This is a genomic window from Paenibacillus sp. Marseille-Q4541 (assembly GCF_018310695.1).
GTDB lineage: Bacteria > Bacillota > Bacilli > Paenibacillales > Paenibacillaceae > Paenibacillus.
In genome coordinates, this window is sequence record NZ_JAGXCY010000029.1 from 1 (window position 1) to 25,062 (window position 25,062).

The window sequence follows — 25,062 nt, forward strand, 5'->3', positions numbered from 1 at the left end:
CGATGGTACTTGGACCGCAGGGTCCTGGGAGAGTAGGACGCCGCCAAGCAAAGAAGAGACATTACCAATAGGTAGTGTCTTTTTTTATTTTTATAGTTCACTTAGTATTCAATCTGTGTTACTCATAAATTCTTTTCTCTCATTCTCTCGGAAAATGATGCATTATAAAAGTACTTCATTAAACTAGTGTAGTTTCATTGACTTTTAATGGATGCTCTGACACACTCAAGCTAAGAGTGATATAAAGGAAGCTGCTGTAGGTTTTCTTCTTTTTTATTTATTTTCACATAAGAACCTAGCTTTCTCTTAATTTCCTCAGGAACACAATATAATCCATAAAAAGAGGTGGAAGAATGGAAATCAGACAACTTAAAGTAGATGAATATGAACAAAGCAACAGCCTATCAGAATATGCCTTTCACTATACATTAACACCGGAGCAAAAAGAAGAAAGAAAAGAAAGATTTAAGCCCGAGCAGTCATGGGGTATTTATGAAGAGAATGTACTGCAAGCAAAACTAACGATAGTACCATTTGAGGTGTATCTGCAAGGCAAGGTTTTACATATGGGTGGAATTGCGGGAGTAGCCACATGGCCGGAAAATCGTCGTAAGGGGCATGTCTCTAAACTGCTCAAACAAGCGCTCAAAGTAATGAAGGATAAAGGACAGAGCTTATCTTTTTTACATCCCTTCTCTATTCCTTTCTATCGTAAGTATGGTTGGGAGTTGTATGCTGAATATAAGAATTATGTTATTCCTGCCAAACAATTTCCTGCTAAGGTTGAGTATCCAGGGAAAATTGTAAGAGACGTTAAAGACTTATCTGTTTTAGATGCTTTGTATCACTCTTTTGCTTGCCGTTACAACGGTACGCTTGTTCGAGATGAGGAGTGGTGGAAGGAATCAGTCCTTCAAGACTTTGAACACAGTGCTGTTTATTATTCGCCTGAAGGGGAACCGCAAGGTTATGTACTTTATGAGTTAAAAGACAAAGAGCTGGTGTGTGATGAGTTTGTTTATTTGAACGAGGAAGCACGCAGCGCTTTATGGACCTTTTTTGCAAATCATGATTCTCGTATTGAGCAAGTGAAGCTTATTATGGTGCCAGGTGATGACCAATTTCCTTATATGCTTCTAGATCCAAGAGTAACGCAAGAGACAGTGCCATATTTTATGGGGCGTATTGTCGATATGGAGTCTTTCTTACAGCAATATACATTTGAAACTGACAAGAGTTCTGAGTTGACGATTCAGATTGATGATCCTACAGCTCCTTGGAATACTGGGATATGGAGCATCTCAATAAATGATAAGGGGCAAGCACAGGCTAAACTCCTGACTTTAGAAGAAGAGATTAATGCAGACTTGACGGGAGATATCCAGACATTTTCTGCTCTTTTTATGGGATATAAGCGCCCACAACAATTATTTAATATGAACAAGCTACAGGGGCAATCACAAAAAGTGACAGAACTTGAGAATCTCATTCCACAAGGACAAACATTTTTGATGGATTTTTTCTAATCATAAAAACAAAAAAACTCTTATGATCCTATGGTCAAAAGAGTTTTTTGTTTTTATGAATAATTTACAGGGAATTGTGAAAAATGAAAAAAGGAACCTACTTGAGAATTCCACATAGTGTGTTATAATGAATACAAAGTCAAAGAAAGTCAAAGTCAACAGAAATCAAATTTCACTTTCTTGGTTATACTAATAATATTAGGTAGTAAGTTGATTTAGGCTATGTTATGTACTTCGCATCACAGCAAACCATGCTAAGCATGAAAGTTTAATGTGTTGTTCATAAAAGAGCACATTCATTTAGATGAATGGGGTTCGCACTCCTGATTAGATGGGTAATTTAATGGAGATGCCTCAATGAAAGATTCTAACGAATCGGATCAACTTACGGGTTTTATACAGTGGGGGATGAGGATGCGTAATATTTCTGATATTATCGAACAATATCTGAAAAATATTTTGCAGGATAGCTCTGATGGCATGATTGAAATTCAGAGGAATGATCTCGCGGATAAGTTTTCCTGTGTGCCGTCCCAGATAAACTATGTAATTAGTACCCGTTTCACTCTGGAAAAAGGTTATCTTGTAGAAAGCAAACGTGGTGGTGGCGGTTATATACGGATACAGCGAGTTGAACTTCCTGCACAGTCTGTGCTCGGTGGGCATTTCCATCAGCATATTGGCGATGAAATCAATCAGGCTTCTGCAGAAGGACTCATTTATCAGCTGGAAGAAGCAAAGTTTCTGAATTGCAGAGAGGCGGCTTTGATCAAAGCTGCCATGTCGAGAGAAGTGCTGCTTATTAAACTTCCCTATCGGGATCAAATCCGTGCTCGTATGTTAAAGGCAATGCTAATTTCGCTCCTCGGTAAGTAAGTCTGCTAGCATTCGTTTATCCGTTAGGATTGAAATAAAGGAGGTATGCGGTATGCTTTGTCAAGAATGTAATGAACGTCCTGCTACTCTTCACTTTACGAAAATTGTGAATGGAGAGAAGACGGAATTCCATATTTGTGAAAGCTGCGCAAGAGAAAAAGGAGATCATTTGTCCGGTATCTCCAATGGGTTCTCTATCCATGGACTCCTTTCAGGCCTTATGGATTTTGAATCCGGGAAACACAAGACTAGTGGTACACCTGCACCTGAAACGCTTCAGTGTGAAGAATGTGGGATGACGATACAGCAGTTTAGTAAGCTTAATCGCTTTGGTTGTAGTTCTTGTTATAAATATTTCTCTAATCGTCTGGATCCGCTTCTTAAGCGCGTACATGGGAATACTACTCATGTGGGTAAAGTCCCAGTCCGTGCTGGAGGTAAAATTCATTTAAAACGAAGAGTAGATGAGCTTAAGAAAGAACTCCAGGAACATATTAATTTACAGGAATTCGAGTCTGCTGCTGAATTGCGTGATCAGATTCGTGAACTTGAAAAAGAAATAACCGAGGAGTAAAGTTTGGTAAAGAGCAGGAGGTATGCACCATGTCAGATATCCGGTTTACCGATAAACCACTTAGTGAATGGATGCGGAATACCGCAGCTGATTCAGAAATTGTCATTAGCAGCCGGGTAAGAGTGGCACGAAATGTGCAGAGCTTTCCATTTCCTATGTTGGCAACAGACCAACAATCGAGAGCGGTACTCGATAAGGTAACGGAAGTCCTTCAATTTGACGATATTCATCAGTTTGGCAATTTCCATGTACTGAACCTGGATGAACTTTCAGAGCTCGATCAGGAAATACTGGTGGAAAAACATCTCATTAGTCCGAACCTTGCAAGTGAATCAAGAAATGGTGCGGTCATTCTAAGTGAAGATGAATCGATCAGTATTATGGTGAACGAAGAGGATCATTTGCGGATTCAGTGTTTGTATCCTGGCTTTCAGGTACAGGAAGCGTGGAAACGAGCTTCAGCAATAGATGATGTTTTTGAAGCCCATATCAATTATTCTTTCGATGATCGCAGAGGATACCTCACTAGTTGTCCAACGAACGTAGGGACTGGTCTTCGCGCCTCAGTAATGATGCATTTACCCGCTCTCGTAATGACGAAGCAGATTGGTCGAGTACTCACTGCCGTATCTCAAGTTGGTCTTGCGGTACGAGGAATTTACGGTGAAGGCAGTGAGGCGACAGGAAATCTGTTTCAAATATCGAATCAAATTACATTAGGGCAATCCGAAGCTGAGATCATTGAAAACTTATATAGTGTTGTTTTACAAATTATCGGTCATGAGCGTAATGCAAGAGAAAGACTTATGAGGGATTCAAAACTTCGTATTGCCGATCGTGTGATGCGATCATATGGTATTCTATCTCACGCGTATATTATGGATTCCAAGGAAGCCGCTCAGCGTTTGTCTGATGTACGACTAGGTATCGATTTGGACCTGATCAAAGAAAAATCAATTGTTCAAATGAACGAGCTGAATGTGATGATACAGCCTGGGTTTCTTCAGAAGAAATTCGGAAGAATACTGGAAGCTGGGGAAAGAGACATGTACCGTGCACAGCTGATAAGGGATACTATTCAAGAACATCAGTAAAGCTCTGTTACAATATTTGTTACAACTCAAGTAACACTGGTTTAAGTAATAACCCATACCATTGTATTCTTGTCCTAACAAGAACAACAGACGTGGGATTTACCGGCATTATGTCGGCCGGGCGATATCTTGAACAGCCTGGATATATAGATAAAGGATTCATTTCTAAACTTATGGAGGTGCAGGGGATATGATGTTTGGAAGATTTACGGAACGAGCGCAGAAAGTTCTCGCTTTAGCTCAAGAAGAAGCGGTTCGTTTAGGTCATAATAACATCGGTACCGAACATATTTTGCTCGGCCTGATTCGTGAAGGTGAAGGTATTGCTGCAAAAGCACTGATCGGTCTTGGCCTTGGTCTTGAAAAAATACAGGATGAGGTAGAAACTCTCATTGGTCGTGGTCAAGAGCAACCTACCAATATTGCATATACGCCACGTGCGAAAAAAGTAATTGAGCTTTCAATGGATGAAGCTCGTAAGCTGGGCCATACTTACGTTGGAACAGAGCATATTTTGCTCGGTTTGATCAGAGAAGGTGAAGGGGTTGCAGCACGTGTGCTGAATAACCTCGGTATTAGCCTTAACAAAGCTCGCCAGCAAGTGTTGCAGTTGCTTGGAAGCAGTGAAGCTGTATCTAGCCATAACGGCACACAAGCAAATGTAAGCACGCCTACACTGGATAGTCTGGCTCGTGATCTTACTGCTACAGCAAAAGAAGGCAATCTCGATCCAGTAATCGGTCGGAGTAAGGAAATTGAGCGTGTTATTCAAGTGCTCAGTCGCCGTACGAAGAACAACCCAGTTCTGATTGGTGAGCCAGGGGTAGGTAAAACCGCAATTGCGGAAGGCCTAGCTCAAAAAATTATTGCTAATGAGATTCCTGAAACGTTACGTGATAAACGTGTAATGACACTCGATATGGGCTCTGTCGTAGCAGGCACGAAATATCGTGGTGAGTTTGAGGATCGTCTCAAAAAAATTATGGATGAAATACGCCAGGCAGGCAATATTGTCCTGTTTATCGATGAGCTGCATACGCTTATTGGTGCAGGGGGAGCAGAAGGAGCTATCGATGCTTCGAATATTTTGAAACCTGCTCTTGCCCGTGGTGAACTACAATGTATTGGTGCTACTACACTGGATGAGTATCGTAAATATATTGAAAAAGATGCTGCACTTGAACGCCGTTTCCAGCCGATTAACGTAGATCAGCCATCTGTCGATGAAGCTATTCAAATCTTGCATGGATTAAGAGATCGTTACGAAGCCCATCACCGTGTGAAAATTACAGATGAGGCGATTGAACAAGCAGTAAAATTGTCCGACCGCTATATTACGGATCGTTTCCTGCCGGACAAAGCGATTGACTTGATTGACGAAGCGGGATCCAAAGTAAGACTGAACTCTTACACTGTACCGCCTAATCTCAAACAATTGGAAAACCGTCTGGATGATATCCGTAAAGAGAAAGATTCTGCGGTTCAAAGTCAGGAATTCGAAAAAGCGGCAGCACTTCGAGACACAGAGCAAAAAATTCGCGAGGAACTGGATGTTACGAAAAACCAGTGGAAAGAAAAACAAGGGCGTACAGATTCCGAAGTAACACCGGAAGATATTGCTCAAGTGGTAGCCAGCTGGACGGGAATTCCTGTTAACAAGCTGAAACAAGAAGAAACAGATCGTTTGCTAAATATGGAAGGAATTCTTCATGAACGGGTAATCGGTCAGGACGAAGCAGTTAAAGCCGTTAGCCGGGCAATTCGCCGGGCGCGTGCGGGTCTGAAAGATCCAAAACGTCCGATGGGTTCATTTATTTTCCTTGGTCCTACAGGTGTCGGTAAAACGGAACTTGCTCGTGCGCTTGCAGAAGCCATGTTTGGAGATGAAAATGCCGTGATCCGAATTGATATGTCGGAGTATATGGAGAAACATTCAACCTCCAGACTTGTCGGGGCGCCTCCAGGATATGTAGGATATGAAGAGGGCGGGCAGTTGACTGAAAAAGTTCGCCGCAAACCATATTCCGTAGTTCTCTTGGATGAGATCGAGAAAGCACACCCTGAAGTATTTAACATCTTGCTTCAAGTACTTGAAGATGGACGTCTGACAGACTCTAAAGGTCGCGTTGTTGACTTCCGTAACACCCTTATTATTCTGACTTCGAATGTGGGTGCAGATGCAATCAAACGTAATTCCACTCTTGGATTTACTGCTGTTGTAGATGCAGGTGCTGAGTATGACAATATGAAAGGGAAAGTGATGGATGAACTGAAGAAGAGCTTCCGTCCTGAATTCCTGAACCGGATTGACGAACTTATTGTCTTCCATTCTCTTGAAGAGAAACATATTGGAGAGATTGTTACCCTTATGGCAGAAGAGCTTCGTAAACGTCTGCTTGAATACGATGTTGATTTCGAGCTTACCGATAAGGCAAAAGCTTTCTTGGCCAAAGAAGGGTTTGATCCTGCTTATGGGGCAAGACCTCTTCGTCGGGCTATTCAAAAGCATATTGAAGATCGTCTTTCTGAGGAACTCCTTACGGGTACTGTCACAAAAGGTGATTTCCTACTCATCGACGAAAACGATGGCGCACTTGTCGTCACAAAGAAGAGTAATGTGCCTACCAATTCTTAATAAATGATTTTTGAAGAAGCCCCCTGTTTATCAGGGGGCTTTTTTTATTTTTTAGTGAAAAGAACTATTCCTTATGATGTAAAGTTTGTGATTAAGCTTTACGCCAAAATGCATTCAATGTTAAACTTTTAGTAAATCCTTTTTGTTTAATTCGGTATATGTAATTCATGCTTTAAGCTTTAGAAATGTTAACTGAGGAGAAGTGTAGTGGCCAAAGTAAAAACGAAGTTTTATTGTACAGAATGCGGTTATGAATCGCCAAAATGGTACGGTAAATGTCCAGGTTGTCAGTCATGGAATACCATGGTCGAGGAAACCGAAAGTATTGTGAAGACACAGGGAAGGAATTCCTCCCTTTTTGATAGTAAAGAAAAGCCGCTTCCCATCATAAATATAGAAAGTGATCAAGAGCCGCGTATTCTTACCGGCATCCAAGAGCTCAATCGAGTTCTTGGCGGAGGGGTAGTACCAGGTTCCCTGATTCTAGTTGGTGGAGATCCGGGTATTGGTAAATCAACCCTGCTGTTGCAGACTTCTCATGCGATGACAGCTTCCGGTTTGCGTGTCTTGTATATTTCTGGAGAGGAATCGGTCAGACAGACCAAGCTGAGAGCGGATCGGCTAGAAGCATTGTCCCCCGATCTATATGTTCTTAGTGAAACCAACATGGAGCGAATTGAGGAAGCCGTAAGTCAGGTAGATCCTCACTTTTTGGTTATTGATTCTATTCAGACTGTATTTCTGCCGGAAATTACAAGTGCTCCGGGAAGTGTAGCACAGGTAAGAGAATGTACATCACGGTTTATGCGGATTGCGAAAGGGTTAGGCATTGCAACGGTTCTGGTAGGGCATGTTACTAAAGAAGGCGCTATTGCAGGCCCGAGAATGCTGGAACACATGGTAGATTGTGTACTCTATTTTGAAGGAGAACGTCACCATACGTATCGTTTGCTTCGTGCGGTAAAGAATCGTTTTGGCTCCACCAATGAAATGGGGATTTTTGAGATGGGGGAAGCCGGCCTCAGAGAAGTGGCAAACCCATCAGAAATGTTCTTATCTGAGCGACCGCTAGGGGTTGCAGGTTCTACCGTTGCAGCGAGTATGGAGGGGACTCGTCCCATGCTTGTCGAGCTTCAGGCACTGATCTCGGCTACACAGTTCCCGTCACCCAGACGAATGGCTACCGGCGTTGATCATAACCGAATGGCGCTGATTATTGCGGTTCTTGAGAAGCGACAAGGAATGTTTCTCCAAAATCAAGATGCCTATTTGAATGTGGCTGGAGGGGTGAAACTGGATGAACCGGCTATTGATTTGGCAATGGCGGTAAGTATTGCTTCCAGCTTTCGTGATTTACCAACCAAACCCTACGATGTCATTTTTGGAGAAGTAGGTTTGACCGGAGAAGTCCGTGGAGTATCCCGAGCAGAACAAAGAGCTAAAGAAGCACAGAAACTGGGGTTTAAACGGGTAATTATGCCAGAGAAGAGCTTGAAGGGATGGAAACATCCCAAAGGAATAGAACTGATCGGTATTAACACGGTCGGAGATGCACTAGCGGCTGCTTTAGATTAGGGGGCATTGAAAGATGAAAGAATCGAGCCAACTGGATAAAATGAATGAGTTGTTACGATTGGTTGCTCCGGGAACTCCCTTCCGTGAAGGACTCGAAAACGTACTGCGTGCAAAAACCGGGGCGCTTATCGTTGTCGGTTACAGTCCTGAAGTAATGGAAGTCGTTGACGGGGGATTTTCCATCAATTGCGACTTTTCACCGAACTATTTATATGAACTTGCCAAGATGGACGGGGCTATTATCCTGAGTGAAGATTTGAAACGGATTTTGTATGCGAACACACAGCTGATTCCGGACTCCTCCATCTCTTCATCAGAAACAGGGATTCGTCATCGGACAGCAGAACGGGTAGCGAAACAAACAGGTAAACTGGTTGTATCCATTTCGCAAAGACGGAATATCATCACACTTTACCAAGGAACGCTCCGATATGCACTGAAGGAAATTGGAGTAATTTTGACGAAAGCCAATCAGGCCATTCAAACTTTGGAAAAATACAAAGCAGTGCTAAACCAGTCCCTGACAAATTTGAGTGCATCGGAATTTGAAGAACTGGTTACGATTCCCGAAGTGGTTAACGTAATTCAGCGTGTGGAAATGGTACTGCGCATCAAGATGGAAATCAAACGATATATTAATGAGCTTGGTAATGAGGGCCGCCTTATTAACATGCAGATGGAAGAACTCGTTAGTAACACGGAAGAGGAAGCCTGGCTCTTGTATAAGGATTATGCCAAAGATAACAGCGATGAGAAAATTCGTGATATCATTAACGGCTTAAAACGATCTACAGATGATGAGCTACTGGATACACATCATATTGCACGTCTTCTCGGTTATGGCGCAGCGGCTGCTGCCTCTGAGGAATCAGTAGCTCCTAGAGGGTACCGTGTACTTAGCAAAATTCCAAGACTGCCTAATGTCATTATTCATAATCTAGTCGAGGAATTTGAAAGATTGCCACACGTAATTATGGCGACGATTGAGGAGCTTGACGAGGTAGACGGTATTGGCGAGGTTCGTGCACGCACCATTAAAGATGGTTTAAAGCGTCTGCAGGAGCAGATGTTTATTGATCGACAAATGTAAAGTTACTTAGTCTAAAAGAAAATTGTACAGTTACACTACGAGGTGACGTGATGATAACAAAATCTATTCCGAACTTGTTTACCTTAGGTAACCTATCTCTCGGAATGATTGCCATCCTGCTTGCATCCGAAGATCACTACAGTTTAGCCGCCATTATGGTGGTTGTAGCGATGTTATTGGATGGACTGGATGGTCGAATTGCCAGAGCTTTAAATGCTCAGAGTGATTTTGGCAAAGAGCTTGACTCCCTGTCGGATATGATCTCTTTTGGAGCTGCACCTGCTTATATTATGTACACCGTTTCATTCCATGAGGCACCTGTTGCTCTTGCTTGGATTGTAACGTGTTTATTCCCAATTTGCGGGGCTTTGAGATTGGCACGTTTTAATGTACGGCCGGGAATCCCAGGTTACTTTACGGGGTTACCTATTCCTGCTGCAGGCGGCGTCCTAGCCACTTTATCTCTATTTAGTAAAGATATCTCAGCTCCTTTTATGATGATTGCTACTTTATTGTTAGCTTATCTGATGATTAGCTCATTAAAGTATCCTAATCTAAAAAAAGTGGGCTTGCCCAAGAAAGCGGTTTGGATCGCTCCGCTTGTAGTCCTGTTCTCTATTGCACTAGCTGTCTTGTTCTCAGAACAGCTATCCATGCTAGTATTTATTCCTCTCGTACTTTATGCCATCTATGGTATGACTCATAACATTGATCTTATTCTGGCTCGAAGTCGCAAAAGGAAAAAGAAAAGGGAGCAAGATGAATCCCTTTAATGTATGGTAGCAAAAGGAACATGTAGAAGACGGATGAGACACCGTTAGTGAAGACAAACGGAATGATCTAGATAAGAAAAAGCATTTACTTTCCTTTAATCAGGAAGGTAAATGCTTTTTCATTTTTATTATAACTCATTGAGCAGATGGGCTGTGTAGATTGTACATTACTGAAACGTTTCTTAGGTGACCTAGGAAAGGTTGAAAATACCAAGTGTAGAACACTTTTTGGCTTCATTTTCAATCACATCTTCCAATTGAATGTCTAGCAGATTGCACAGTGCTGACATATAGAACAAATTACGTCCTAATTCTGAGCTGATAACTTCTTTGCATTGGTCACACAGCTCACCGTGTACATGCGTTTGTACCGAAGATTTAGCATCTTCCAGATTGCCATTATGAGCGTAAGATTGCTTGGTCGCATGCAGTTCAATACAACCGCAGTCTGTAATGGCTTTGGAAACAGCTCGGTTAACAGAAGCGTCGGCTTGTCCTGTCTTGGACAAAACGTCAATGAGACTTCGGTGGCGAAGCAACAGTTCGGATACTTGAGTCTGGAACGTTTGCAAACTTGATGCGCTCATATCATTATTTCACCTCTGGTTATCAGTTGAACTTATTATATGCCACCACGCAATCCATTTTCAACCATCATTTACAGGTTAATGGGAAGGGTGATTGTGTGAATACCTGTAAAAATACCTCTTTCTAAGGATTAGGACCAGAAAAATTGGATCATACTGGATAAAGAAAAAGTAATGAAGGAGGTGTAGGGACGTGTGGAAAAAACTTGTTTTTATTTTCACCGGGCTTTGCGGAGCGTGGTCTGGTTATGCGCTTTATCATTCAGTAGGACAAACGGTCCCTTGGTCTAGAGAGGTATCTGATACACTAGGAATAGGAACAACATTAACATTATTTATGGTGCTAGGTGCCACATTTTTTGTCCTGGTATGTAGGATGCTTGGATCTATTCTTGATCTACGGGTTGAAGAAGGGGTCTCTAAACTTGCACGTGTTCCCATGGGAGAACTTGCAGCGGGGGCACTAGGGCTTGGCATAGGGTTATTGTTCTCGTTACTTCTTTATCCTTCCGTTAACTGGCTTGGTAGACCCGGAGACTTGCTTCAAGTGGCGCTCATGCTCGTATTCGGTTATATGGGTCTTCGTGTTGGTTTGGCAAAGAAAGAGGATCTCGGTTCATTCTGGACCTCTGGAAGATGGAATACGGGTACGGTGAATGAGGAAAGACGGATTGAAGAACATAAAATACTTGATACCAGTGTCATTATTGATGGACGAATTGCTGATATTTGCAAAACAGGATTCATTGAAGGGACTATTGTTATTCCTGAGTTTGTGCTTGAAGAGCTGCAGCATATTGCAGATTCCTCTGATCTTCTGAAAAGAAATCGTGGACGCCGAGGTCTCGACATCCTTAATAAAATCCAAAAGGAACTCGAGATTAAGGTACTGATTTACGAGGGGGATTTTGAAGAAATCTCTGAAGTGGATAGCAAGCTCGTCAAGCTGGCAAAAGTACTGCAGGGCAAAGTAGTGACGAATGATTTCAACCTCAACAAGGTATGTGAGTTACAAGGGGTTTCCGTACTTAATATTAATGATCTTGCCAACGCGGTAAAACCAGTAGTTCTCCCTGGTGAGGAAATTATGGTTCAGATTATTAAGGATGGAAAAGAACATGGACAAGGTGTTGCCTACTTGGATGATGGAACGATGATTGTCGTTGAGGGAGGACGCGAGTATATCGGCACGATGATGGAAGTTCTTGTGACGAGTGTACTGCAAACTTCTGCAGGTCGGATGATTTTTGCTAAGCCGAAACTGTTGGAAAAAGCGCAATAAAGCGTTATGATGGAGAGTAAGTGTCCACGTATTGGATACTGACAGATAACGGACAAGGCAGGGGTTTATGCACATGACGAAATCATGGGGGGTAGTCATTGTCGCAGCAGGACGTGGATCACGAATGAAAACGAGTGAGAGCAAACAGTTTCTGCTGCTGCAAGACAAACCTATATTTATACATACACTTGAAGTGTTTAGTCGCATGCCTATGATTAAGGATATTGTTGTGGTAACAGGTGCAACCGATGTGGAGCGGTGTGAAGAATGGATTAAGCAAACGGGACTTTATGATCATCGTACTCGAGTTGTTGAGGGCGGCAAAGAACGACAAGAGTCGGTGTATGCGGGTCTCCAGATGCTGAGTACGGATTATGTACTCATCCACGATGGGGTCCGGCCTTTCGTACAATCTGAACACATTGAAGCTTGCATGAAGGCTGCGGCGTTATCTGGAGCTGCGGTACTTGCTGTTCCCGTCAAAGATACAATCAAGCAAGTAAGTGCAGAGGGAATAATAACTGCGACCCCCGATCGGAGCAGTCTGTGGAGCATTCAAACCCCACAGGCTTTTCGTCTTTTAGAAGTAATAGAGGCGCATAAACAGGCAGCAGAATCAGGTTTTGCAGGAACAGATGATGCGATGCTGGTTGAACGTCTGGGAGGACAGGTTAAGGTTGTAGAGGGTAGTTATACCAATATCAAGATCACAACACCGGAAGATCTAGATTATGCTGCATTTATGCAAAAAAGGGAGAGAGAACAATGATTCGAGTAGGACAAGGTTTTGATGTCCATCAGTTGGTGGAAGACAGGCCATGTATTATCGGCGGAGTGACTATTCCTTATGAGAAAGGCTTAATCGGCCACTCCGATGCAGATGTACTGCTGCATGCGATCAGTGATGCGATCCTTGGCGCTCTGGGCCTAGGAGATATTGGTAAGCATTTTCCTGATACCGATCCGGTATTCAAGGATGCTGACAGCTTGAAGCTGCTTGAGCGAGTGTGGGAACTAGCAGAAGAACGCGGTTATCAGCTCGGAAATGTGGATTCCACAATTATTGCTCAGAAGCCGAAAATGGCTCCTTATATTCCGCAAATGGCGGAGATTATTGCTAAGGCACTTCATGCTGAAGTATCGCAAGTCAATGTGAAGGCGACTACAACAGAACAGTTAGGCTTTACAGGACGGGGAGAGGGGATCGCAGCGCAATCGGTTGTCTGCCTGATTCAACCTGTGCTATCATCTTGAGATAAACAATTCGGAGGGGATATTATGAGCACGGAAGTCCGCGTGCGTTACGCGCCAAGCCCGACAGGTCACTTACATATCGGGAATGCAAGAACGGCGCTTTTTAATTATTTGTATGCTAGAAACCAAGGTGGAAAATTGATTATTCGTATTGAAGATACCGATGTGAAACGGAACATTGAAGGCGGAGAAGAAAGTCAGCTCACGTACCTAAAATGGCTCGGTATCGAATGGAATGAAAGTGTTGACGTGCCAGGGGAGTATGGTCCTTATCGTCAAACTGAACGCCTCGATATTTATCGTGAATATTGGCAAGATCTGATTGACCGTGGACTCGCTTATCGCTGCTACTGCACTGAAGAAGAGCTAGAGCAGGAGAGAGAAGAGCAGACAGCACGTGGAGAAACTCCGCGTTATTCTGGTAAACACCGTAATTTAACGGAAGAAGAGCGTCAGGCATTTGAAGCAGAAGGCCGTGTACCAAGCGTACGTTTCCGTGTGCCGGATGAAAGAGTGTATACCTTTGACGATATGGTAAAAGGAACGATCTCATTTAATTCCAAAGAGTCCGGTGACTTCGTCATTGTCAAAAAAGACGGGATTCCTACCTATAACTTTGCGGTTGCAGTAGATGACTATTTGATGAAAATCACGCATGTTTTACGCGGTGAAGATCATATCTCTAATACGCCGAGACAGTTAATGATCTATGAAGCACTCGGTTGGGAGCCCCCAATCTTTGGCCACATGACGCTGATCGTGAATGAGAATCATAAGAAACTCAGTAAACGGGATGAGTCTATTATCCAATTTATTGAGCAATATGATAAGCTGGGCTACTTGCCGGAAGCAATGTTTAACTTCATTTCCTTGTTAGGCTGGTCTCCGGAAGGTGAAGAGGAGATTTACAGTAAGGAGGAGCTCATCAAGATCTTTGATCCGAACCGTCTTTCGAAATCTCCGGCAGTATTTGATACACATAAGCTAGCGCATTTGAACAATTCTTATATTAAAAATGCAGAAACAGATCGTATTGCTAAGCTTGCCATTCCGCATTTGCAAAAAGCTGAGTTGTTGCCTGCCGAGCTTACAACAGAACAGGAAAACTGGGCAAAGGAATTGGTAGCTCTTTATCAGGAACAAATGACAGCTGCCTCCGATATCGTGGAATTATCTGCATTATTCTTCAAAGATAAAGTAGAATTTGAAGGCGATGCAGCTACTGTACTCGAAGAAGAGCAAGTTCCTGTTGTGCTTCGTGCTTTTGCTGATAAAGTGGCAGTGGAAGAAGATTTCTCTGCATCACGTATGGCTGCACTTATTAAAGAGGTTCAAAAAGAAACAGGCTTTAAAGGGAAACAGCTTTTCATGCCAATTCGTGTGGCTCTTACGGGACAGACGCATGGTCGTGATTTGAATGCTACCATCTACTTGTTGGGCCGTGAGAAAGTTCTTTCTCGTCTGAATGCACGACTGTAGGACAATAGATGATAAAAGTAATAAACGGAATATTCTTGTTCTTGTCAGCAGGAGTTGTTTTCGTTAAGATATAAGAAATAATAAGGAATGATCGATAATATAAACAGCTGTGAGCAGGAGAAGTAGGCGGTATGAAAGTGAACCAGAGAAGATGATCAGGAAAGGTCTTAGGGCCTTCTGGGCTGGAAGTCATCTCACAATCTACCGATCGAAAATGCGCCTGGGAGCTGCGCCTCCGAACCTGGCCCCTTGTTATAGCAGGGACACGTCAGGTAGGTAGCGACGTCTCGTCCTCGTTACCGGACGTCCAAGATAGTTATTTGTTCTTGGCTTGTCATATGGCAAGTGAAATAAGATCAAATGCTAAGCAGAGTGGAACCGCGGACTTATGACGCCTCTGCAGCCTATATAGGCTGCAGAGGCGTTTTTTTTCATAGACCTGCAAGGAATTCGAAATTAAGACGGTGCATCATGCCAAAGAGGGGAACGGACATGTTTAGAAAACTGAAATCGGATATTCAGGCAGTATTTGATAACGATCCCGCAGCAAGAAGCTGGTTTGAGGTCATCTTTACGTATTCCGGCTTGCATGCGATCTGGGCTCATCGACTGGCTCACCGTTTTTACCGTAAAGGATGGTTTACCGTAGCGAGAACCATCTCACAAGCGAGTCGTTTTACAACAGGTATTGAAATTCACCCTGGTGCCACCATTGGAGAGAGGCTCTTTATAGATCATGGCATGGGTGTGGTCATCGGAGAAACTTGCGAAATTGGTGACGATGTCGTCATTTACCAGGGAGTGACTTTAGGGGGAACAGGTAAAGAAAAAGGGAAAAGGCATCCCACAATCGGGAATAATGTCGTTATTTCTTCCGGATCTAAAGTACTTGGTTCTTTTAAAGTGGGGGATTATAGCAATATTGGTGCTAACTCGGTTGTATTAAAAGAAATTCCGCCTAACAGCACGGTAGTAGGTATTCCCGGTCGCATAGTAAAACGGGATGGTAAACGGATCGATCGTTTAAGCCATCAGCTCCCCGACCCGATTATTGATTCCATGCGTGAGCTTCAGCTCGAGATTCACGAACTTCGCGAGGAACTGAAGATGCTGAAATCTAAACAGCAACCGGATTGTCCTGAAAAAGAACCAGCTGTTCGTGGTAACAAAGCGTAAACGTGGTACAATATAATGATGGAAAAGATCGAAAGGAACGTGACTTATGACGCTTCAAATTTATAACACGCTCACAAGGCATAAAGATACTTTTACACCCCAGGAACCGGGGAAAGTGAAAATGTACGTTTGCGGTCCGACTGTATATGATTATATTCATATCGGGAATGCAAGACCGATGATTTTTTTCGACGTAGTTCGCAGTTATCTTGAGGTTATTGGTAATGACGTGAATTATGTCGTAAACTTCACAGACGTAGATGATAAATTGATTAAAAAGGCTGAACAACTAGGTACCACGGTACCGGAAGTAGCAGATCGTTTCATTAAAGCTTATTACGAAGATTTAGATGGACTAGGTATTCCAAGAGCAACACATAATCCTCGTGTAACTGAAAATATGGATTTGATCATTGATTTTATTAAGCAGCTGGAGGATGAAGGGATCGCTTACGAAAAAGGCGGCGATGTCTACTATCGTACTCACAAATTCCCGGATTACGGTAAACTATCCAAGCAGAATTTGGATGAACTTCAGTTTGGTATTCGGATCGGCGTCGATGAACGCAAAGAAAATCCGCAGGATTTTGTACTATGGAAAGCAGCGAAGCCAGGGGAGATTTTCTGGGATAGCCCTTGGGGGAAAGGTCGTCCAGGTTGGCACATTGAGTGCTCTGCTATGGCTCGCAATATTTTGGGGGATACACTCGATATTCACGGTGGTGGACAGGATTTACAATTCCCTCATCATGAATGTGAAGTAGCACAATCAGAAGTATTAACCGGTAAGCCTCTCGCAAACTACTGGATGCACAACGGTTTTATCCGAATTGATAATGAGAAAATGTCGAAATCTCTTGGTAACGGTATCCTTGTTAAAGATTTGCGTCAAGAATATAAAAGAGAAGCGATTCGATATTTCATGCTTTCGACACATTATCGTAATCCACTTAATTTTAGTGAAGATATTATGGCTCAGGCGGAAAATAGTGTGGATCGGATCGCAAATGCGGTTAATAATGTGAAACATCGTCTGAATACAGTTACTATTAACGAAACGATTTCAAAAGAGCGTGAATCAAAAATTACGGAAATTCGTAATCAGTTTCATGAAAAAATGCAGGATGATTTCAATACACCGGATGCGATTACCGCTGTTTTTGAATGGGTAAATGAAGCAAATATGCTTCTTCAGACAGAGGTGGTCAACCGCGCTGATTTGGAAGCGATGCTTGCGTTATTTGAAGAAATGAACTTAGTGCTTCGTGTATACACAGAAGAAAAAGACGAACTTCATGCTGATGTCGAGAAGCTTATTCACGAACGTGCGGAAGCTCGTAAGGCAAAGGATTGGGCTCGTTCTGATGAGATTCGTGATGAACTCGCTGAAATGGGTATCGTTATTGAAGATACACCGCAAGGTATAAGATGGCGGCGCAAATGAGTGATGAGCAGCTAGTGAATAATGATGTTCAAGGAGACAAGGGGTGGATGTTCCCCTTCTCTCCCTCCCGTAAACCTGAGCTCATTCCCCCCATTGCTCTTGCTTATATAGGAGATGCTGTGTATGAGGTCGCAGTAAGACAATACTTGTTGTCCAAGCCCAACCTTAGACCGAATCATCTTCACCAAAATGCGACAGGTTTTGTATCTGCTAAAGCACAGAGTAGAATTTTGTCATATATTGAAAAAGAACTAATGCCTGAAGAATTGGACATTGTGAGACAAGGGCGAAATGCCAAATCGAATGTACCGAAAAATGCAGACGTTCTAGAATACAGGCATGCCACTGCTTTTGAATGTCTGATCGGATACTTGTATACGAGCGGTCATCAAGAACGCCTAAGTAAACTTATCGTACTTGGTATTCAAAGTATGGAGCAGGCAAAAGAAAACGAAGTAGCACAAAAGAAAAAGTGAATTATACGAAATAGAGAGCTTCTAAACGTTGATATTTGCACGTTGAAGCTAGGAGGATATAGAAGATGGAAGAAGAATGGATTGCCGGTAAGCACTCGGTTATCGAGGCGCTGCGCTCCGGAAGAACGATTAATAAAATATGGATTGCCGAACAGGCTCAGAAGCATCTCACCTTACCCATCTTTGCTGAGGCAAAGAAGGTGGGCGTGATCATTCAACAGGTAGACAAGCGAAAGCTAGATCAAATGGTACCTGGGATTCAGCATCAAGGTGTTGTAGCTCAAGCCGCTCCTTATGAATATGCACATGTGGAAGATCTTCTTGCTGCAGCTCGGGATAAGGGAGAAGATCCTTTTCTCGTTTTGCTTGATGAAATTGAAGACCCTCACAATCTAGGGTCCATTTTGCGGACTGCTGACTGCACGGGGGCTCACGGTGTAATTGTCCCGAAACGTCGTTCTGCACAAGTAACTGCAACGGTTTCCAAAACTTCAGCGGGTGCAGCAGAGTATGTTCCTGTTGCTAGAGTAAGTAACTTGGCACAGACGATTGACGACCTTAAGGAAGCAGGCGTATGGGTAGTCGGTACAGACCTGAAAGCCGAAGAGTCAGTTTTCGGAAACGGTGTATTTACAGGCCCCGTCGCGATCGTAATTGGCAATGAAGGAAAAGGTATGGGAAGACTCATACGTGAAAAATGTGATGTTCTTCTGAAATTGCCGATGGCAGGCCAGATCAACTCCCTGAATGCTTCTGTTGCCGCAGGCGTAGTTATGTACGAAGTGCTTAGATCCCGAAAGTCATAAGGATCAGTAGGAGATGAAGGATACCCGTGATGTGCTTCTCGTGGACGGTTATAACATGATAGGGGCTTGGAAAGACCTCTCTGCCCTTGCCCGGACCGATTTGCAGGATGCACGGGACAGGCTGTTAATGCGGCTAGCGGATTACCAGGGGTTTTCGGGGATAAGAGTTATTGTAGTATTTGATGCTTATAGAGTACCTGGTTTAGGAAAATCTTTCACAGAGAGTAAAGTACAGGTGTATTTCACCAAGGAAAAAGAGACGGCTGACGAGTGTATTGAAAGACTTGTAGGTGATCTCAGTTCTCGCAGGCGTCAAATCTATGTGGCTACAAGTGATATGGTGGAGCAGCACGTCATATTCGGGCAAGGCGCGCTGCGCCTGTCCGCCCGTGAACTTTTTATTGAGCTTGAACAGAATGATAAAGAACTTGGCCGGAAGATTAAAGATGAATACCAGAAGAAATCAACCAAAAATACAATTGATTCAAAACTGACACCAGAGATGAGAAAATTGTTTGAAAACTGGAGAAGAGATTGAGGCAGGACGCTCCTTTTTGTAAAACATTGGAATTATGAATCTCTTGACATTTATATCATTCTTTTCTTTTTTAGGCGAAGTGTGGTTGACGGTGGAAGGTATGATCATATATACTTGGGCTATATTTTGATAGGTAACGGGGTCCTTGCGTTGCAGCCGGAGGGATTGTTAGTGAGTGTTGACCTCAAAGATATCATGTTGTCCAAGTTTGATTACCTAAGTGATGAGGATATTGTCCAAGCCGTTCATGACAACGACAGTGAGGCACTAGAATACTTGATCAACAAGTATCGTAATTTTGTACGAGCCAAAGCAAGATCTTACTTTTTAATTGGTGCGGATAGAGAAGATATCATTCAAGAAGGAATGATTGGGCTGTACAAAGCGATACGTGATTTCAGAGGGGACAAGCTGGCATCATTTAAAGCATTTGCCGAATTGTGCATTACAAGGCAGATCATTACGGCTATAAAAACAGCGACTCGTCAGAAGCATATACCACTGAATTCATATGTTTCTCTGGACAAACCGATCTATGATGAAGAATCTGATCGCACTTTGATGGATGTTATTTGTGGCTCACAAGTAAGTGATCCGGAGGAACTTATTATTAACCAGGAAGAGTTTGTTGGCCTGGAAGATAAGATGTCAGAAATTTTAAGTGACCTGGAACGTAAGGTGCTTATGCTTTATCTGGATGGAAGATCTTATCAGGAAATTGCCGTAGATCTCAATCGTCATGTGAAATCTATCGACAATGCATTACAACGCGTTAAACGAAAACTTGAGAAATATCTTGAAGTAAGAGATAATTAGAATAATTCATTTTTCTGAAGAAGGACTCAGACTAGATCGAGTCTTTTTTTGTTGGAGAAGAGAAAGAGCGTTTAAAAAAAGCGGATTGATTAATACTGATAAACATTGACGTTTTCGATTGTACGCTCGCTCCGGGCTATCGCCATAAAAGCTTTGATTTCTACAGGATGTATAATCAACTTTTGTGTCGATAGGCTATAGGTGTCAAGAACCAGCTTTCTGAGAAAAGACAAGACTTGAAACGGCTAACTAGAAAAGGGTATTTTAGGCAATGCTTAAAGCCTATTCTTCGATTGACATGAATATACCCTTATGATAAAGTGTTTTAGGTAGGCCTAAATTCGCGCTATTTTTTTAGGAACCAATTTAGAGACTCTGATAATGTTCGGATGTCTTCGGGAGGTGCACATCATGCGGGTAATTATTACTTTGGCTTGTACGAATTGCAAACAAAGAAATTACACAACGACTAAAAACAAGCGTAATCACCCCGACCGCATGGAGATGAAGAAATTTTGCAAGTTTTGTAACGAGCAGACTTCTCATCGCGAAACCAGATAGTTATTTGGAGGTGTAGTCGGCGTGAAACGTAGTTTCAAGTCTCTGTTTTCCTTTTTCTCAGAAAGCTGGGCAGAGCTTAAAAAGGTTCGCTGGCCTAATCGTAAAGAGTTAACTAACTACACCCTTATTGTACTGGGTACGGTTATAGTTATTACACTTTATTTTTGGGTGCTTGACATCGGAATTTCCGCTGTGATCGAAGCGATAATTTAAGAAGGGTCCCAGGTGGCTTGATATGGAAAAAAGATGGTATGTCGTTCATACCTATTCAGGGTATGAGAACAAAGTCAAAGCCAATTTGGAAAAGCGCGTAGAGTCCATGGGCATGGAGGACAAAATATTCCGTGTTCTTGTTCCAATGGAAGAAGAAGTGGTAAATAAGGACGGAAAGAAAAAAACCGTCATGCGTAAAATTTACCCCGGATATGTCCTAGTTGAAATGATTCAAACTGATGATTCTTGGTATGTTGTTCGCAACACGCCTGGAGTTACTGGTTTTGTTGGTTCAACAGGATCAGGTTCGAAGCCCACGCCACTATTGCCAGATGAAGTCGAACAGATTCTGAAGCATATGGGTGTTGTGGAGCCGAAACCGAAGATTGAATTCGATATTAAGGAATCCGTACGAATTAAAGTTGGTCCTTTTGCGAATTTTGTGGGCTCCGTGGAAGAAATATTGGCTGAGAAGAGTAAGTTGAAAGTTCACGTCAACATGTTTGGACGGGAAACCCCGCTTGAGCTGGATTACACTCAAGTGGAGAAATTATAGAGCGCAAGCTTAATGGTTTCTGTGGGAGGGCTTTATGCTCGCTAACCACTATTGATGCAAGGAGGTGTCTTACATGGCCAAAAAGGTAATTAAAATGGTAAAACTGCAAATTCCTGCAGGTAAAGCAAACCCAGCACCACCAGTAGGTCCAGCATTGGGTCAAGCAGGTGTCAACATCATGGCATTCTGTAAAGAATTTAATGCTCGTACTGCTGATCAAGCAGGTTTGATTATTCCAGTTGAAATTACGGTGTTTGAAGATCGTTCTTTCACTTTCATCACCAAAACTCCACCGGCAGCAGTTCTGCTTAAAGTAGCTGCTAAACTTGAAAAAGGATCCGGTGAACCGAACAAGAAAAAAGTCGCAACTGTAAAACGTGACGCTGTTCGTCAAATCGCTGAGCAAAAAATGCCTGACCTAAACGCTGCGAACGTTGAGTCCGCAATGCGCATGGTAGAAGGTACTGCTCGCAGCATGGGTATCACCATCGAAGACTAATTTCAAGTGTTCGTACACGGGTTGATTCGCAGCCCGTGTTGTGGGAGGTATATCCGTTAAAACCACAAAGGAGGAAAAAAACATGGCTAAACATGGTAAGAAATATGTTGAAGCTGCTAAGCTGATTGACAGCGAAGCTAGCTACGAGCCTTTGGAAGCTGTAGAGCTTGTCAAAAAGGCAGCTACTGCGAAATTCGACGAAACTGTTGAAGTTGCAGTACGTTTGGGCGTAGACCCTCGTAAACAAGACCAAGCCGTTCGTGGTGTTGTTGTCTTGCCACATGGTACAGGTAAAACACAACGCGTATTGGTATTTGCAAAAGGTGAAAAAGCGAAAGAGGCGGAAGCAGCTGGAGCAGACTACGTTGGAGATCAAGATATGATCACAAAAATCCAACAAGGTTGGTTCGAGTTTGATGTCTGTGTAGCTACACCTGATATGATGAGTGAAGTAGGTAAATTGGGTCGTTTGCTCGGTGGTAAAGGTCTTATGCCTAACCCGAAAGCTGGAACGGTTACTTTTGATGTTACTAAGGCTGTTCAAGAAATCAAAGCCGGTAAAATCGAGTATCGTCTGGATCGTGCAGGACAAATTCACGCACCAATCGGTAAAGCTTCTTTCACTGCTGAGCAGTTGAATGAAAACCTTAGCGCTTTGGTTGAAGCACTTAACCGTGCGAAACCAGCAGCAGCAAAAGGTGTTTACCTGAAAAACATCAGCATGTCCTCTACAATGGGCCCTGGTGCACGCGTGAGCACAGCTTCTTTCAAATAATAAATTCCAGTTGACTTCTGTTATCTGAATCTGTTATTCTGTAAAAGTTGTTTAGTCCTTATGACTGACCACTAAATTCGAATATGCTTACCGTAGACAGTAGGTGCTGTAATGGCTTAATTTCCTACCGAGGTGTGATGATAGAACGTTTCATTTGAGTGTTTTGCTCAATATGACTTTATCAAGCCTTCGTGATTCTACGGAGGCTTTTCTTATGGATAAATGAAGCTGGATGCGTAATGTGTTCAGACTCACATATCTTACGGAAAATCTTCCGCGAATAGCGGTTTTCACAGTTCGTATCCTTTGATTTTCAGAGGGGACTGGATGCAGGTTGGCCATTTGACTAAGCTGCAAGAAATCTATCAGGAGGTGTACAATTTGGCAAACGCTAAAGTGATCCAAGCAAAACAAGAAGCGGTTGATGTTGTAACAGCTAAATTGCGCGAAAGCGCAACTACTGTAGTAGCTGACTACCGTGGTCTAAACGTTTCCCAAGTAACTGAGCTGCGTAAACAGCTTCGTGAAGCGGGAATCGAATTCCAAGTACTGAAGAACACATTGCTTCGCCGTGCAACTGCAGATGCTGAGCTGACTGAACTTGATGAAGTTCTTACTGGCCCTACTGCAATTGCGTTCAGCGTAGAGGATGTTGTTGCTCCAGCTAAAATTTTGAATGACTTCGCTAAGAAAAACGATGCATTGAAAATTAAAGGTGGGGTAGTTGAAGGTCGCGTAGTTAGTGTTGAAGAAATTCAAGCACTGGCAGAACTTCCTTCACGCGAAGGTCTTCTTTCCATGCTCCTCAGCGTGCTTCAAGCACCTGTACGCAACTTCGCCCTTGCGGTTAAAGCAGTCGGCGAAAAAGAAGAGCAAGGCGCTTAATTTTTTGAATAAACAAGCAGTATAAAATACTAATTAAAATAATGGAGGTTCAACCATGAGTAAAGAGCAAATCTTGGAAGCAATTAAAGGTATGACTGTATTGGAACTGAACGATCTTGTTAAAGCAATCGAAGAAGAATTTGGCGTAACTGCAGCAGCTCCTGTAGCTGTTATGGGCGGCGCTGCTGGCGGTGCTGAAGCTGCTGAGCAAACAGAATTTGATGTAATCCTTACATCTGCTGGTGCTTCCAAAATCAACGTAATCAAAGCAGTTCGCGAAATCACTGGTCTTGGCTTGAAAGAAGCTAAAGAAGTAGTAGATAACGCTCCAAAAGCTTTGAAAGAAAAAGTAAGCAAAGAAGAAGCAGAAACAGTTAAAGCTAAACTTGAAGAAGTTGGCGCTTCTGTTGAATTGAAATAGTCCATTTCACTTTCTTAAGTGAATAGGAGATTAACATACAAACCCCTTGAACCAATCAAGGGGTTTGTTGTTATGAAGGGACATGATTGGAAATAAATGAAGATAATAAGTATCTTTATTACAGCCAATGCACTTGTAGAGAAGGGGTGTTGTACCATGTCCGATCACTACTATTCCAGTAAACCTGAAACTGCTCATAATAAGCAGACACTTACAGCGGACTTGAGAGGTTTTTCGCTGAAGCTAACAAGTGATGCGGGAGTTTTTTCGAAGAATGGTGTGGATTATGGTAGTCGGGTCCTTATAGATGCAATGGATTTGACGGGTGCCAAAGCAGTTCTTGATGTTGGATGTGGGTATGGTCCCATTGGAATTACGGCTGCGAAACTTGCTCCGGAATCTATTGTGACAATGATCGATATTAATGAGAGAGCTGTTGAACTGGCGAGACATAATGCCATTCAAAACCAAGTGAGCAGCAACACAGTTATTAAACAGAGTGATCGTCTTGAGGTAGTTCGTAATCAGGTGTTTGACGTGATACTAACGAATCCACCAATTCGAGCAGGAAAAGATATAGTTCATTCTATTTTTGAACAGGCTTATGAGCATCTTACAGTTGGAGGTTCGCTGTGGATTGTAATTCAGAAGAAACAGGGTGCACCTTCAGCAAAAGAAAAGCTGGAGTCTATGTTTAAATATGTAGAAGAAGTTACGAAAGATAAAGGATATCGGATATTCAGAGCGGAGAAATAACTGAGATTTAATAGTAGCTGATAGTATACGATGATTGCAATAAAAAATGCAATAGGACTATTGACTTGTAAATTCAGTTGTGGTATTCTTAGTGAATGTCAGTATTAAGATGCCCTACTTAGCTTTAGTTTGTAAAAATGTCAATCTTTTTTTTCGCTGTTTTTGGCATATTTCTATGCGGATCGGCGTATAATATGTACATTTTGGGCAAACTATATGTAAGTGGGTTTTTCTGGGATGAAGAGGACATCCACTAATTAAGTTGCTCTTTTATCGAAAAAAAATTCGAGTAAGGGCTTTTCTTTATTTGTGGATATGCAATCTCTGTTTTCAGTTAATCCTGTTATGAGTTCCATTATAAGGTTACAAACAGAGGTTCGCAACGAAATTTTTAA

Annotated in this window: 27 protein-coding genes and 1 other annotated feature; of the genes, 26 read left to right on the top strand and 1 reads right to left on the bottom strand. The window is 42.6% G+C overall.

Going from position 1 to position 25,062, the window contains the following annotated elements; genetic code table 11:
- The first annotated feature begins 353 nt into the window (after window positions 1–353).
- The 8 genes from KFT32_RS21235 (at window position 354) to pssA (ending at window position 10,143) form a co-directional block, all read left to right on the top strand.
- Window positions 354–1,526 carry a GNAT family N-acetyltransferase gene (locus tag KFT32_RS21235; RefSeq protein WP_211749491.1) on the top strand — a complete coding sequence of 391 codons (1,173 nt, stop codon included), beginning with the start codon at window positions 354–356 and terminating at the stop codon, window positions 1,524–1,526.
- A 414-nt stretch (window positions 1,527–1,940) separates the two neighbouring features.
- Window positions 1,941–2,402: a CtsR family transcriptional regulator gene (locus KFT32_RS21240; protein ID WP_211749548.1), complete on the top strand. Its 462-nt coding sequence runs from the start codon at window positions 1,941–1,943 to the stop codon at window positions 2,400–2,402.
- 52 nt (window positions 2,403–2,454) lie between these two features.
- On the top strand, window positions 2,455–2,976 hold the full coding sequence (mcsA, locus tag KFT32_RS21245; RefSeq protein WP_211749492.1) for a protein-arginine kinase activator protein McsA: 522 nt from the start codon (window positions 2,455–2,457) through the stop codon (window positions 2,974–2,976).
- Window positions 2,977–3,005: 29 nt separating this feature from the next.
- Complete coding sequence (gene mcsB / locus KFT32_RS21250; RefSeq protein ID WP_211749493.1) at window positions 3,006–4,070, top strand: protein-arginine kinase McsB; 1,065 nt, start codon at window positions 3,006–3,008, stop codon at window positions 4,068–4,070.
- Window positions 4,071–4,260: 190 nt separating this feature from the next.
- The gene (clpC, locus tag KFT32_RS21255; protein WP_211749494.1) at window positions 4,261–6,705 is read left to right on the top strand and encodes an ATP-dependent protease ATP-binding subunit ClpC; all 2,445 of its coding nucleotides are present in this window, start codon (window positions 4,261–4,263) and stop codon (window positions 6,703–6,705) included.
- A gap of 207 nt (window positions 6,706–6,912) precedes the next feature.
- On the top strand, window positions 6,913–8,280 hold the full coding sequence (radA, locus tag KFT32_RS21260; RefSeq protein WP_211749495.1) for a DNA repair protein RadA: 1,368 nt from the start codon (window positions 6,913–6,915) through the stop codon (window positions 8,278–8,280).
- A gap of 13 nt (window positions 8,281–8,293) precedes the next feature.
- Complete coding sequence (gene disA, locus KFT32_RS21265; protein ID WP_211749496.1) at window positions 8,294–9,370, top strand: DNA integrity scanning diadenylate cyclase DisA; 1,077 nt, start codon at window positions 8,294–8,296, stop codon at window positions 9,368–9,370.
- A 50-nt stretch (window positions 9,371–9,420) separates the two neighbouring features.
- Entirely contained in the window at window positions 9,421–10,143 is a 723-nt protein-coding gene (gene pssA / locus KFT32_RS21270) for a CDP-diacylglycerol--serine O-phosphatidyltransferase (RefSeq protein ID WP_211749497.1), read from the top strand.
- A 191-nt stretch (window positions 10,144–10,334) separates the two neighbouring features.
- Here the strand turns inward: pssA and KFT32_RS21275 are convergent, their stop codons facing one another.
- Window positions 10,335–10,730 carry a nucleoside triphosphate pyrophosphohydrolase family protein gene (locus KFT32_RS21275; RefSeq protein ID WP_211749498.1) on the bottom strand — a complete coding sequence of 132 codons (396 nt, stop codon included), beginning with the start codon at window positions 10,728–10,730 and terminating at the stop codon, window positions 10,335–10,337.
- Between the two features lie 193 nt (window positions 10,731–10,923).
- Between KFT32_RS21275 and KFT32_RS21280 the strand changes: the two genes are divergently transcribed.
- The 18 genes from KFT32_RS21280 (at window position 10,924) to KFT32_RS21365 (ending at window position 24,667) form a co-directional block, all read left to right on the top strand.
- Entirely contained in the window at window positions 10,924–12,012 is a 1,089-nt protein-coding gene (locus KFT32_RS21280; protein ID WP_211749499.1) for a PIN/TRAM domain-containing protein, read from the top strand.
- A gap of 73 nt (window positions 12,013–12,085) precedes the next feature.
- Window positions 12,086–12,781, top strand: coding sequence for a 2-C-methyl-D-erythritol 4-phosphate cytidylyltransferase (gene ispD / locus KFT32_RS21285; protein WP_211749500.1), 696 nt, complete (start codon window positions 12,086–12,088; stop codon window positions 12,779–12,781).
- The gene (ispF, locus tag KFT32_RS21290; protein WP_211749501.1) at window positions 12,778–13,266 is read left to right on the top strand and encodes a 2-C-methyl-D-erythritol 2,4-cyclodiphosphate synthase; all 489 of its coding nucleotides are present in this window, start codon (window positions 12,778–12,780) and stop codon (window positions 13,264–13,266) included. Before ispD ends, ispF begins: the two co-directional genes overlap by 4 nt.
- A 24-nt stretch (window positions 13,267–13,290) precedes the next feature.
- Window positions 13,291–14,745, top strand: coding sequence for a glutamate--tRNA ligase (gene gltX, locus KFT32_RS21295; RefSeq protein ID WP_211749502.1), 1,455 nt, complete (start codon window positions 13,291–13,293; stop codon window positions 14,743–14,745).
- Between the two features lie 492 nt (window positions 14,746–15,237).
- On the top strand, window positions 15,238–15,921 hold the full coding sequence (gene cysE / locus KFT32_RS21300; RefSeq protein WP_211749503.1) for a serine O-acetyltransferase: 684 nt from the start codon (window positions 15,238–15,240) through the stop codon (window positions 15,919–15,921).
- Window positions 15,922–15,967: 46 nt separating this feature from the next.
- A complete protein-coding gene (gene cysS / locus KFT32_RS21305) occupies window positions 15,968–17,365 on the top strand; it encodes a cysteine--tRNA ligase (protein WP_211749504.1) in 1,398 nt (465 codons plus the stop codon).
- Window positions 17,362–17,841, top strand: a complete 480-nt coding sequence (locus KFT32_RS21310) for a Mini-ribonuclease 3 (protein WP_211749505.1) — start codon at window positions 17,362–17,364, stop codon at window positions 17,839–17,841. The genes cysS and KFT32_RS21310 overlap by 4 nt, the downstream gene beginning before the upstream one ends.
- Window positions 17,842–17,906: 65 nt before the next feature.
- On the top strand, window positions 17,907–18,647 hold the full coding sequence (gene rlmB, locus KFT32_RS21315; RefSeq protein ID WP_211749506.1) for a 23S rRNA (guanosine(2251)-2'-O)-methyltransferase RlmB: 741 nt from the start codon (window positions 17,907–17,909) through the stop codon (window positions 18,645–18,647).
- Window positions 18,648–18,660: 13 nt separating this feature from the next.
- Entirely contained in the window at window positions 18,661–19,185 is a 525-nt protein-coding gene (locus tag KFT32_RS21320) for an NYN domain-containing protein (RefSeq protein WP_211749507.1), read from the top strand.
- 171 nt (window positions 19,186–19,356) lie between these two features.
- Window positions 19,357–20,001, top strand: a complete 645-nt coding sequence (gene sigH / locus KFT32_RS21325; RefSeq protein ID WP_211749508.1) for an RNA polymerase sporulation sigma factor SigH — start codon at window positions 19,357–19,359, stop codon at window positions 19,999–20,001.
- A 411-nt stretch (window positions 20,002–20,412) separates the two neighbouring features.
- The gene (gene rpmG / locus KFT32_RS21330; RefSeq protein ID WP_072735843.1) at window positions 20,413–20,562 is read left to right on the top strand and encodes a 50S ribosomal protein L33; all 150 of its coding nucleotides are present in this window, start codon (window positions 20,413–20,415) and stop codon (window positions 20,560–20,562) included.
- A 21-nt stretch (window positions 20,563–20,583) separates the two neighbouring features.
- Window positions 20,584–20,775, top strand: coding sequence for a preprotein translocase subunit SecE (gene secE / locus KFT32_RS21335; RefSeq protein WP_160036594.1), 192 nt, complete (start codon window positions 20,584–20,586; stop codon window positions 20,773–20,775).
- 22 nt (window positions 20,776–20,797) lie between these two features.
- Window positions 20,798–21,331 (top strand): transcription termination/antitermination protein NusG, encoded by a 534-nt coding sequence (gene nusG / locus KFT32_RS21340; RefSeq protein WP_047914103.1) that lies wholly within the window; start codon window positions 20,798–20,800, stop codon window positions 21,329–21,331.
- A 73-nt stretch (window positions 21,332–21,404) separates the two neighbouring features.
- Window positions 21,405–21,830, top strand: a complete 426-nt coding sequence (gene rplK, locus KFT32_RS21345; RefSeq protein WP_211749509.1) for a 50S ribosomal protein L11 — start codon at window positions 21,405–21,407, stop codon at window positions 21,828–21,830.
- 82 nt (window positions 21,831–21,912) lie between these two features.
- On the top strand, window positions 21,913–22,605 hold the full coding sequence (gene rplA / locus KFT32_RS21350; RefSeq protein ID WP_211749510.1) for a 50S ribosomal protein L1: 693 nt from the start codon (window positions 21,913–21,915) through the stop codon (window positions 22,603–22,605).
- A 72-nt stretch (window positions 22,606–22,677) separates the two neighbouring features.
- Window positions 22,678–22,827: a sequence feature (ribosomal protein L10 leader region), on the top strand.
- Window positions 22,828–22,986: 159 nt separating this feature from the next.
- Window positions 22,987–23,490, top strand: coding sequence for a 50S ribosomal protein L10 (gene rplJ / locus KFT32_RS21355; RefSeq protein WP_249436041.1), 504 nt, complete (start codon window positions 22,987–22,989; stop codon window positions 23,488–23,490).
- 55 nt (window positions 23,491–23,545) lie between these two features.
- Window positions 23,546–23,911, top strand: coding sequence for a 50S ribosomal protein L7/L12 (gene rplL / locus KFT32_RS21360; protein ID WP_160036598.1), 366 nt, complete (start codon window positions 23,546–23,548; stop codon window positions 23,909–23,911).
- Window positions 23,912–24,067: 156 nt separating this feature from the next.
- Window positions 24,068–24,667: a class I SAM-dependent methyltransferase gene (locus KFT32_RS21365; protein WP_211749512.1), complete on the top strand. Its 600-nt coding sequence runs from the start codon at window positions 24,068–24,070 to the stop codon at window positions 24,665–24,667.
- The last annotated feature ends 395 nt before the right edge of the window (window positions 24,668–25,062 follow it).